This window comes from Photorhabdus sp. RM322S (assembly GCF_042879395.1).
Taxonomy (GTDB): domain Bacteria; phylum Pseudomonadota; class Gammaproteobacteria; order Enterobacterales; family Enterobacteriaceae; genus Photorhabdus; species Photorhabdus khanii.
The window spans coordinates 1-11,154 of record NZ_JBHFKW010000065.1 but is presented as its reverse complement, the minus strand read 5'-3'; the positions used below and the strand labels follow the sequence as shown (position 1 = coordinate 11,154).

Here is an 11,154-nt window from a genome sequence, read left to right as displayed (position 1 = left end):
TTTAAGATGGCAGGTCGACGCTACAGCCCATGCTTTGATGCTCCACTCTCTGTTTTTGTAAGCTGAATATTAATGCCATAACCAATTCCTTCTGGTTATTCATGAAAATGGATAGATAAGCACAGCTACTCAAGTATTGACTATCTCATGTATTGTCTGATGGTGGAAATTATATGTTCCGATATAAAGAAATTCACATGGAGACGGGTTGTAGCGGGCCGCGTAAATTGAAAAAGCACGTCATTTAAATTGATAAAATTTCCGCGCCGCGTTTTTTATCAAAATATGTGATTTATTTTAGCTGTTTTTCTTGCTAGTTGTACCATCAAAACCAGCTTGAAATTTAACCTCACATCCGCTTTTTACAGTAAATCTTCTGACTTTTTGTCACTCTATTGGTAAATATTTGTAAATAGTGGAGAGGGAAACGCCGTAAATCAACGCAAGATTCTTTCGGCTCTGACCATTTGCAAGTAGACTTTTCGCTTGTTGCTGTTCAGAGAACGAAAATGATACCGGCCTGCCTCCAATTCTTCCCTGAGCGCGCAGCTATTAATCCCGCGTTTGTCCTTTCAACGATTAACTCCCGTTCCATTTCAGCCAGCGCACTCATGACATGAAAGAAGAATCTTCCCATAGCTGTACCAGTATCAATACTGTCAGTCAGGCTTTGAAAATGAATGCCACGTTCACTTAAATCAGAAACTAAATCGACAAGATGTTTTACACTACGTCCCAAGTCTGTCTAGCTTCCAAACGACTAAAGTATTGCCTGTCTTCAGCTGCTTTAAAGCCCGTTTTAAATCTGGTCTATTGGCTGTTTTTTAATCTATTCTATTCTCATAAAATGATAAAAAATGGATGCTAATATTGGTATACTCACCATAAATCATTGGAGGGTAAATAATGGATAAATACGACTATGCCAGTATTGAGCATTTAAAATGCTGTTTGGTAGCAGAGGTGATATGTTCCGGTACAAAAAAAATTCACATGGGGTAGGGTTATAAGAAGAGCTTGGAAAAATCCTAAGCGTAGGTTTTACTTCTGATGGAGGCTGGCTAACTATTTATATCATTCAAATAAATCAATCAAAGTTGCTGAATATATACACAGAAAATTGCAAGCTAAATACGGATGTGAAATAGGTATTGGTGCCAAAATTGGCCCCGGTCTTTCTATAGGACACTATGTAGGATTGGTAATTGCATATGAAGCTGTGATTGGTAAAAATTTTCATGTGCGGCAAAATACAACTATAGGTATCGTTTCATCCAATCAAAAAGGATTGATACATATTGGTGATAACGTTACTGTCGGAGCTAACTCATGCATCATTGGCGACGATCTATACATAGGTGATAATGTGATGATAAGTGCTATGAGCTTCATTAATAAAGATATATCAGACAATAATATTGTCTATACACCAAAAGATAATAATCAAATCAAGTATTCAAAAGACCAAAATAAATTTATTTGGTAATAATAGTTTTAGGGAGCAATTAGCGAGAGCGTTCAGAGTTCTGTGTCACGTTAAAAATATTACAGCGTCATCACGTTATTCAGTCGCCCATCAAAATAAATAGCTAACTGGGACAATGTCACATTCTAACTCTGAACAGGCATTGTCCATTTTTCCTGTGCATTCATCAGCCCCAGATAAAGCAGCTTCAACAAACTGTTTTCATTCGGGAAAGCCCCAAATTTTATTAGCCAATTTAGCAATAGAAAAATGGAAAGCATAGTAAATACATACCCTATTCTTGGGAAAGAACCTAAAGTTATATACTTCTAAAAAGCAAGAAACAAAGGGCACAACAACGAGTGGTGACCAGCTTATATTTCCTTTTGTAAGTTTCATATCTACCTCAGTAACATATTCATGTAATAACGAAAATAATTTACTTTAAAAAAATCGGATATGAGATTTAATCTCTATATCCATTTTAGGTTTTGGTAAGTAACATACAATATATTTTTCGTCATATTAATCAAAATATTCAAATTACTTTATAAACCAAAATAATTCCAATATAGAATAACCAATATGGTATAGGAATATAACTATGATTTTCTAGTATAGGAAAATATACATGAATTTATCTAAACTAATGTAGTTACAACTTCGTTATTATCACCATGGTTTTCTCCAAAGTATACCCATTCAAATCTTATCTACACAGCTTAACTTAGAGCAACTCACACCATTCCATAATCAGCAAGCTATTGTATCATTGTAGCGGCACGCTACAACCGAGCATGAGAAATTCAATAAGCTGTTTTAGGTGCCTTTAGAAACCAAATCATGTATACTCTTCATAAATAGAATATGTTTAACTTTTGAGATAACAGATGATCCCCAAAAAAATTCACTATGTATGGATTGGTAATCAATCAAAGTCCGAATTGATACTAAGATGTATTGAGAGCTGGAAAAAGCACCTTCCAGATTATGAAATAATAGAATGGAATAATGAAAAATTTGAAAAAATTAAAAATACATATTCAGAACAAGCCTATCGTAACAGAAAATGGGCGTTTATTTCTGACTATATCAGGCTTTATGCACTTTATCATGAAGGTGGCATCTATTTGGATTCTGATGTTGAAGTCACGAATAATATAGATCAGTTTCTTCATTTAGACTTTTTTAGTGGTTATGAGAATTATGAAGGCCATTATCATCCAATTACAGCAGTCATGGGTGCCAAAGCAGGAAACTCCATCATTGCTGACTTATTAAGTTACTACAAAAACGCTAATTTCGAAACGTCAAATGGTTTGGATCTTGAAACAAATACAGTCCGTATCAGTCGATATTTCTCTGAAAAATTTGGGCTCCAAGAGCCTTATGATGGTTATCAGACAACACAATTAAATAATAAATCAATAATTTACCCATCATATTATTTCTGCACACCAGAGCACGAATTAGAAAATTTTTCTATTCACCTATTTAATGGATCTTGGTGCCCTTCTCATTCTCGCAAAGATAAATTAAAAATTTTCAAAAAATTTATTTTTTCTCGGTTTATCAGATTAAGAGATACTGGTGAGCCTCAAGTCGCATCAAAAGAAAAAATATTATTTAAAATTCCTGTATCTAAAACAAAGCAGTATGTGTTAATAATGCGGATAAATTAAATATTAGAGACTGTTGACGTTTCGTGTACATAACTTATACGGTCCACATGGGTAACTGCATCATCATAAAAGTAATGACAGCCATACTGGCATAATTTCGCTCAAGCTTGTCATATCTTTTTGTTATTACTAGAAAATGTTTAATTCTGGCAAAGGCATTTCAACCAGATGCCGATACTGATATAACTGCCTGTCAATAATTTGGTTGCTTTTTCAACTGTTCTTCCGGTGAAGGGAGCACGCTTGTTGCTCCACGATTTCGGATAAAGTCTCTGAGCTTTTCACTGTCGTATCCCTTGTCGACAATCACAAACTCTAACTCAGGCGACTGTGTGACCAGACTCTCGGCATGAACAATATCGTTTGCTTAACCGCCTGAAAGTTCAAAGTGGACAGGAGGTCCATAGCTGTCCACCGCCAAATGGATTTTGGTTGAACGTTCCCTTCGACTCCGGCCTATCGATGCATCTTCCCCTGAAGCTGCGCCTGCACTGTGCTGGTGCGCTCGGACTAGACTGCCATCAATGAACAACCATTATGAATCGGCGTTATGAGATAACTATTTGAATAATAATTGTAAAATACCGTTCTTTGACCACAGATTAAAACGGCGGAATACGGTATTCTATTGACCGAAAGCGACAGGGATATCCCACCAAGGGCAGCTGGTTCTCATTCTCTATCGAATGAGAACCAGCGTCATACGATGTTCCGCTTTGTTATAGACACGGCCACTGTGTCGCATCAATGAAGATAGCGTATTCCTTCCTTCATCTGTTAATATGGTTCTTGGTATGATGGTGAGGTGGCGGAGTTTTTTGACAAAAACAATTATACCCAATCATCATGCTGTGCAGTAATTCCTCTCAAAACGTCAGCAATTCCCAGGTACAATATTTATTTTCATCAAAAACAATAAATATAAATAACGTTTCTTAATTCTGCTACACATAGCCCTCTTCAACCCATTGTTATACATAGGATTATGAGTGGTATAAGATGTAGCACTATTTTGGAATCTTATTTATCGTAAATTTTTCCACCAAATAGCAGTTCCTTCATTGTTATGAAGCCCAATATACGAATGATGACATTTGCTTACAGATATAATATCAAACTTATCCCTTAATGAAAGAAATGGTGGGGTTTTCCACCATTTAAAATTCTATTTCTTTCTTATCTTCATAAACTTTCTTTTAAAACTAAATCGAACATTAGAGTCTAATATAAATCTTAATGTAGATAGACTATTTATTATCTCATAAATAGAATTAGAATATTCATTTGATAATTTATCTCCGTACTTATAGATAAGCTCTATAGCATGGCAAGCTGTAAGATTCCTAAACTTCTTCCCAAAAGTTTTATCAGTTATTAAGATAACCTCTGCCATTATATTTACTTTAATTTCATTAATTGAATTAGAAAGACTTCCTTCTCTTTTTATATAGCTATAGTACTTCATATCAGTATAATGAATATTATTACACTTGACCAATAACAAAGGAAATAACAATGCATCCTCATAAAAAGGAACTTCAGGGAAATTATTCCCATAAAATAACTCTCTCCTAAAAAATTTCCCACATGAATGTGCCTGAAATTTCTTATGAATTAAAAATTCTTTTATTGCTGTGTCTCTATGGAGTTCTACTGAGGATAGTAATTTTGATCTTTCTATTATGTCTGACTCTTTTCTTACTTCATTTAACTTACTAATAAGCATATCTGGTTTCTTATATGCCAAGAAATCTAAAATTTCTACCATAGAGAAATCAGATAAAAAATCATCACCATCAACGAATGTTATATATTCTCCATGGCTTATCTCTACCGCATATTTTTTTACTTTACCTAAGCTCCTAAACTCCTTTCTTATATAAATAAAAGATTCATTTTCCTCTGTGAACTTCTTTAAGATTGATGGAGTTGAATCAGAAGAACTGTCATCTATCAGCAAAACCTCATAATCATCAGAAGAAACTTTGCATAGGCAATTTTTTATACTTTCCAAGCATCTTCCTATTAAATCTTCTAAGTTATGTGCTGCAACTATGATTGATAGCTTTTTATCAAAATGTAAACCTTGCATTATTCTCTCCCTTATGTTGACTGACGCTATTAAATATTAAGTGTTGATTTCACTCTTTTTAAAAAATTTGAATCATATAAATTAGAAACCGATATTTTTATATTGCTGTCAGTTGGTTTTTTTTCATTAACTATGTTCTGTAATTTATTTATTAATTCAGAGGGTTTGTCAACAGGATATAACTCATCATTAATTTCATCGATAATATAATTCCATGGCTCATTATGCCACCCGTGCCATATTATATTGCTAGTTATATTCAAACGATCCGCTACGCTACGTAATATTTTTTCATCACGACCGCTGCCAACAATATTTAATTCCCAATCACCATGAACTTGCGATAATGCCTTAAACATACCACTAATATTCTTATCATCATCGGTTAATCTGCCTACATATAGAAATTTAGTTATATTCCCACTTGGTCGAGGGATAGTTTCGCTTTTCTGAGAAATAGGGTTAAAAATAGTAAAGATTTTATCTGGATTAACACCTCTATCAATAAGTTGCTGAGTTATGCCTGAACTAATAGAAAGGTGATAATCGACTTTTATTACATAAATATTTTTATACAATTGTTCAAGAGAAGAGTGAATCCATGAGAATATAGGGGTTTTAGAAAAAATTAATTTTTTCGCCAAACTTGTTATATAGCAACTTAGTGGATCTATTGCAATAACGATATCCGGCTTTTCTTTTCTCATAAATTTAGAAAATGAAAAGGCAAAGTGTATTCTGCGAACTTTTGTATTATATATCTCAGAATGAATGCGATGAAATGACATTCCATTTAACCATCCATCATCTATTTCAACAGATTCCTGGTTGATATCATTAATAAAAAGAAAACTGATATCTAATTGTAAACTCTCTTTTGACAATAGAGCCACTAATTTTTTGCATACAGTTTCTCTTCCGCCAAAGCCCGGTATATTGTAGGCTACAAGAACAATTTTTTTAGTTTTCATAAGTTAGTCTAACCTTATCATTATTGCCTGTTAATTTTATCTAAAAATCAGGTTCAACACAAATTCTGTTTGTATTTTTCGTAGTGTGGAGTTTATTTTTGAATTTCATCTGATGGCAATGAGCTGTATTTCATGATGTTATTACTAAAATTCAAAACATTATCTTGGTTTTCACATATTTCATTAGACAACATTTTACAATTTTCAGGTATTGTAGGCTCTTTGATACCTGTCCACTCTGAAAATAGTGTTAAGAAATTCATTGAATTTCGTTGAACATTAATAACTTTTCGGGATGTATCATCATAAGATGTAATAAACATGGGGACTTGGTAATTTTGCTTATATTTATCATTATGAGCAAGCCTCATCTTCTTAGTATTTTTCTCAAAGAAAGAAACGCCATGATCAGCAAAATACATCAAAGACCAATTATTCTCATTTTTCTGCACTTCATCAGTAATTATTGACAGTAAATTATCAGTGTTTTCAATACTCTGTATATAGCAAGAAATCTGCTCTGACTTAAAAAACACCTTGTATTCATAATTTGTTCGGGTACAAGCAGGAGAGTGTGATCCCATTAAATGGATAACAATTAATTTTTTCTCTTTCTTATCTTCTAGGACTTTTTTCACAATGGGTATTATATTTGTATCAGGCATACTTCTGTTAAGACCAGAACTGGATTCACCTTTTTTAATAAACAATGGAGAATCGGCCCTTGCTCCCATACTGGCAACCGGAGTATCAAATAACCCCATCGAACCTTGATTTGATATCCAATAGGTATAAAAACCAGCTTTTTTCGCCAGTGTAACAATATTATTGCTTAAAATTTCTTTACCATCTTTGACCATTGCTAATGAGTTTGCCAGTGATATCTGGGTTGACGGGCCTGTTGAGATATAATTTGTAAAAAGCGTCCCATTCGCAGTGCTCATAAAAGGCGTATTGTGTATCGGGAACCCATATGCATTCATAAAATCTCTACGTACACTTTCTCCAATAATAACAATGTAGGTGCTATATTTGGACTTTGCTGATACTGTTCCCCACGTATCGTTTTCACTTAGTATTTCCTGCATCTTTTTATATTCGCTTTTTACCCTTATAAAGTTGATAGTGACATCTTTGACTACTCTGATTTCAGGGAGACCTGAGTCAAAGATATTAAATTCTTTGTCCTGTATAAAGGTTTTTAAAGGATGGTGTATTATTGTGATTAATGCAAAAGAAAATAGGAAAACATTAATCTTTTTATATAAATTAATGCTTACCTTTAGCGATAAAAGACAAAACATCAAGATAAGCGCACTAAAAAGATAATGTTCAATTGGAATAGAAGAGATAAACTCACTGGCTTCTTGTTCGTTTGTATAGAATAACGAAAGAATTGAGTTGAAGTTTGGTGATCCATATGTCAGCCCTATAGGGGCATAAAGGAGAGTTACTATACAAAGAACGACAAGAAGAACTCTATAAATGACAGTGACCTTGTTTAGCAATAGGAAAATAAAAAATACAGCGAATACATACCCTATTTTTAAACGATAACCCATAGCGATATGAGCTAGAAGACAAAAAATGAAGAGTGCAACAACTGGCAATAGCTTGATTAGGTGGTTTTTTATAAATTTCATATTCATATATCAATAGGATATCAAGTGGTGAAAAAAGATAGTTCGGTTTTCAAAAGGCTAAAAGCTGAGATTCAATTTCTTCATCCAGTCAGATTTTCTACTAATACTATACTATGTATTTTTCATCATGTGAATAAGAGCAATATGATTATTTTATCTTTGATACCTTAAACCTGAATACTTTATCTATAATATAGAAAACCCCAAATAACATATAAACATCAATATAGACTCTCAATTTACACCATGCGTTAATAAATCACAGTAGAGGGGACAAGTAAATCAGATAATTATTAAATACACGGATATAGGATAACTCTTGCCGTATTTAGTCCCATTTAATATTTTAAAAAGCCGACTTTACAATGATCTCTGTGAATTAATGAGTTATAGAAAATAGGGTTAAAAAGAGGATGATTATTCTGCAATTGAATTCACCAGCGGTACCTTTGTCAGTACCACTCGTCGGCGCAGCGAGTGGATTATTTCAGTACCCTGTCGCAGGTACGCTGGTTGAAATTAGTTTCGCGGATGGCTGACCTGATAAGCCTATGATCAGACAAACATTGCAAATTGAACAGGCATTACCGAGCATTAAGCCTGGCGAATGGTCGCAACAACAGCGCGTTGGTGCCATTGGTCAAAATGACGAAAAAACGGTGGGAGGTGCACTGACAGAGAAAATTACCGATATCCGCAGAAATGTTGCAAGCGTGCATGAATTCGGCTCGTCGGTTCCATTGGGTAGCAACAGCATCAATGTGTTAACGCTGTTGATCGATATTCTTAATGTGGCTGACGAATTAGCAAAAACGACGGCAAGCCACACACAGCAATATCGGCGCACCTTTAATTCAGAAAATTTAAACGCAATAGCCGGAAAAACACGCACTGTGAATAAGAAATACGAAGGAGTTCATTGATTAGTAAAATGCCCGAACTCTTAGTTAATATCCAAGAGACGGGCAGCAGTTAAACTATACTAATTTTGAGGTTGACACCACACGCCGCCGCATAGCGTTCAAGTGTTGCAACACTGGCTTTCATCGGATTTTTTTCAACCTTAGCTACTGCCGGTGGGGTAATTCCCAGCCTTTCGGCTAACTGTGAACTGTTAATGCCCGTCCTGTTTTTCATACTCTGTATCAGCTCGTAGAGTTCTTCTTCCTGCTTGGCTGCTTCATAAGCGGCCTGAGCTCCGGGGGATGAAAGGGCTTGCGCCCTGACTTCTGACCAGGGAATGCCTTTAATTTTCATTTGTCATCTCCTCTAATCTTTGCAATGCCAGTTTTATTTCTGACGCTGGGGTTTTTAGTGTTTTCTTGATAAATGTACGGAGTATGTAAATTCGTCGGCCAGTGGGTGGCATAAGTAAAAATGGTCCGGGTAATGTCTTTATTGCCAACTCTTATTTACTGATCCCCGAAGATGGTGGGGCGTTTATGATTCGAGTTTTACTTTCATACGATATTACCAGGGATCTATTGAACACGTTTTAACACTCTGGTGCATCCATGCACCAGAGTGTTAACTGAGTTCATGTCTTGCCGCTTCTGCCAAAAAGTGACTTCTGTCTCGATATTGTGCCGGACTTTCTTTGACGCGATTATCAATACGCTGAATGAGTGTATCAGGTAGTGAGATATTAATACGCTGCTGTTTTCCAGAAAACTCAGATAAATCAACATCGATAACAAACCAGCTATCAACGTATTGATATTCTGTGTTTTTTGCATAAACCAAATAGCCGGCATCCTGAATTTGCTCAACGGCTCTGCTGTTTGCGACTCTGTCTTCTACTGTTAACAAGATAGCCTCACGCGCCATTATCGCAATATCTTCTTTATTATCAGCAGCAGAGAAACAGCCATAATCTTCGGTACACAGCGCAGGAATAACCAGACCATACGCTGTATTTTCGTCTTTCGGCAACTCAACACCTACTGAGAAAAACATGATGACCTCCAAAGTTGGCGGGGATTAAATCCCCGCCATTTTCTTTATCGATCTGACGGTGCCGATAGGCAGATCTTTTTTAGGATGCGGGACCGGGAACGTCTTTCCGGTTATAGGTGACCACCAAATTTGGTGACTCCCTCCGTTATGCCTTTTAAGTTCACACCCAACGGCAGTCAGCTCTTTTATCAGGTCAGTTGATTTCATATATCCTCCCAACCTGAGATTAATATACACACATATACACATAAAGTGAATTTATTTATCTCAAGTAAACGATGTCAAAATAATGGCTAAGAGATTTGCCAGTACATAATATTGAAAAATATGACATTACGGCAGGTCTACGCCCAAAATTCAGGGCGTGATTGTTCGGAATAAAGATACCGGGGGATGTGGCTAAGATTAAAGTGTTATTTGGAGTTTTTCGACACCACAAGCTCGGGCATAGCGTGCAAGGGTATCTATGCTGGCCTTATTGATATTGCTTTCCATGCGAGAGACAGTCGGCGGCTTAACCCCCATACGTTCTGCTACTTGGGCGCGGGTGATGCCTGCATTGTGACGCCATTCAGCTAACAGCGCCTGTAATTTTTCTTTTCGCTCTTCTGCTTCGTATGCTGCCCGGTACTCCGGGTCTTTCATCCATTCAGCGTGTAATTCGTCATGTGTTTTCAATTTCACGTTTGATTTCCTCCAGTCTTCGTTTAGCTAGCTCGATTTCTTTTTTTGGTGTCTTTTGGGTTTTCTTAATGAAGATACGGAGCATATAGATCTTGCTACCCACCTCATAAACCCAAATGCCGCGAGCGATGTCGTTACCCATTGTGCGGATCTCATAAAGCCCGTCACCAAGGGGTTTTGTATCCGGTTCCCGCAGGATACGCGGATTTTCTTCCAGTTTTTTAACCAGCCGGTCATACTTCACTTTTGTGAGTTTCGGTAAGCTATCGGCTTCCTTAGCTGCTTCATCATGATAAATAACTCTAAACACTCTTTTTCCTCCTGAGATGAATATTAGCATTTAAGCTAAATTACCTCAAAAGCTAATTTTATACAAAAATCATAGATCCAAACAGTGTCAGTATTGATGAAAGGAGAAACAGAAAAGCCAGATATTGCAAGTAATTGAGGAAGAAAAAAGTTTTTGTAAAACTCTTCACAGGAAGAGCACAAAAGTAAAGAGTGGAGCATTAATATATGGATTGTAATGTCGCTTATCTTCTTAAGCATTTGAAAGGTAGAAAATCGGATGAACTACGAAAGTAAATCATGCAAATCCGCTGATTTATCACTCAAAATATGTTCGCAATTCCCTCATGGTTAATATCTTTCTCTCAAAATC

13 protein-coding genes and 3 pseudogenes are annotated in these 11,154 nt (G+C 35.8%); 4 read left to right on the top strand and 12 right to left on the bottom strand.

From position 1 onward, the window contains the following. Positions 1-387 precede the first annotated feature (387 nt). Positions 388-824: pseudogene (locus ACGF63_RS21560) on the bottom strand (recombinase family protein); the annotation flags it as partial. A gap of 296 nt (positions 825-1,120) precedes the next feature. Between ACGF63_RS21560 and ACGF63_RS21555 the strand changes: the two are divergent. Continuing rightward, positions 1,121-1,486, top strand: a complete 366-nt coding sequence (locus ACGF63_RS21555; RefSeq protein ID WP_387633108.1) for a hypothetical protein — start codon at positions 1,121-1,123, stop codon at positions 1,484-1,486. Positions 1,487-1,545: 59 nt separating this feature from the next. On the opposite strand, the pseudogene ACGF63_RS21550 reads toward ACGF63_RS21555, so the two are convergent. Continuing rightward, a pseudogene (locus ACGF63_RS21550) lies at positions 1,546-1,704 on the bottom strand (IS256 family transposase); the annotation flags it as partial. Positions 1,705-2,355: 651 nt separating this feature from the next. Here ACGF63_RS21550 and ACGF63_RS21545 point away from each other — a divergent pair. After that, a complete protein-coding gene (locus tag ACGF63_RS21545) occupies positions 2,356-3,147 on the top strand; it encodes a glycosyltransferase family 32 protein (RefSeq protein WP_387633106.1) in 792 nt (263 codons plus the stop codon). Between the two features lie 34 nt (positions 3,148-3,181). On the opposite strand, the pseudogene ACGF63_RS21540 reads toward ACGF63_RS21545, so the two are convergent. The 4 genes and pseudogenes from ACGF63_RS21540 to ACGF63_RS21525 form a co-directional block, all read right to left on the bottom strand. Further along, positions 3,182-3,943, bottom strand: a pseudogene (locus ACGF63_RS21540) (IS5 family transposase). Positions 3,944-4,312: 369 nt separating this feature from the next. Beyond that, positions 4,313-5,239: a glycosyltransferase family 2 protein gene (locus ACGF63_RS21535; protein WP_387633104.1), complete on the bottom strand. Its 927-nt coding sequence runs from the start codon at positions 5,237-5,239 to the stop codon at positions 4,313-4,315. Positions 5,240-5,268: 29 nt separating this feature from the next. Next, on the bottom strand, positions 5,269-6,210 hold the full coding sequence (locus ACGF63_RS21530; protein WP_387633103.1) for a glycosyltransferase: 942 nt from the start codon (positions 6,208-6,210) through the stop codon (positions 5,269-5,271). 92 nt (positions 6,211-6,302) lie between these two features. Then, positions 6,303-7,853, bottom strand: a complete 1,551-nt coding sequence (locus tag ACGF63_RS21525; RefSeq protein ID WP_387633101.1) for a phosphoethanolamine transferase — start codon at positions 7,851-7,853, stop codon at positions 6,303-6,305. A 413-nt stretch (positions 7,854-8,266) separates the two neighbouring features. Between ACGF63_RS21525 and ACGF63_RS21520 the strand changes: the two genes are divergently transcribed. Then, positions 8,267-8,392, top strand: coding sequence for a hypothetical protein (locus ACGF63_RS21520; protein WP_387633099.1), 126 nt, complete (start codon positions 8,267-8,269; stop codon positions 8,390-8,392). A 12-nt stretch (positions 8,393-8,404) separates the two neighbouring features. After that, on the top strand, positions 8,405-8,776 hold the full coding sequence (locus tag ACGF63_RS21515; protein ID WP_387633097.1) for a hypothetical protein: 372 nt from the start codon (positions 8,405-8,407) through the stop codon (positions 8,774-8,776). Positions 8,777-8,825: 49 nt separating this feature from the next. Here the strand turns inward: ACGF63_RS21515 and ACGF63_RS21510 are convergent, their stop codons facing one another. From ACGF63_RS21510 to ACGF63_RS21485, 6 genes are all read right to left on the bottom strand, one after another. Then, entirely contained in the window at positions 8,826-9,110 is a 285-nt protein-coding gene (locus ACGF63_RS21510) for a helix-turn-helix domain-containing protein (protein ID WP_387633096.1), read from the bottom strand. Further along, positions 9,100-9,222 (bottom strand): type II toxin-antitoxin system RelE/ParE family toxin, encoded by a 123-nt coding sequence (locus tag ACGF63_RS21505; protein WP_387633095.1) that lies wholly within the window; start codon positions 9,220-9,222, stop codon positions 9,100-9,102. The genes ACGF63_RS21510 and ACGF63_RS21505 overlap by 11 nt, the downstream gene beginning before the upstream one ends. Before the next feature lie 158 nt (positions 9,223-9,380). After that, positions 9,381-9,809 (bottom strand): type II toxin-antitoxin system HicB family antitoxin, encoded by a 429-nt coding sequence (locus tag ACGF63_RS21500; protein ID WP_387633093.1) that lies wholly within the window; start codon positions 9,807-9,809, stop codon positions 9,381-9,383. A 24-nt stretch (positions 9,810-9,833) separates the two neighbouring features. Further along, a complete protein-coding gene (locus ACGF63_RS21495; protein WP_152961683.1) occupies positions 9,834-10,016 on the bottom strand; it encodes a type II toxin-antitoxin system HicA family toxin in 183 nt (60 codons plus the stop codon). Between the two features lie 198 nt (positions 10,017-10,214). Next, positions 10,215-10,454 (bottom strand): helix-turn-helix domain-containing protein, encoded by a 240-nt coding sequence (locus tag ACGF63_RS21490; protein ID WP_387633110.1) that lies wholly within the window; start codon positions 10,452-10,454, stop codon positions 10,215-10,217. Positions 10,455-10,473: 19 nt separating this feature from the next. Further along, positions 10,474-10,803 (bottom strand): type II toxin-antitoxin system RelE/ParE family toxin, encoded by a 330-nt coding sequence (locus tag ACGF63_RS21485; protein WP_387633091.1) that lies wholly within the window; start codon positions 10,801-10,803, stop codon positions 10,474-10,476. Positions 10,804-11,154: the final 351 nt, after the last annotated feature.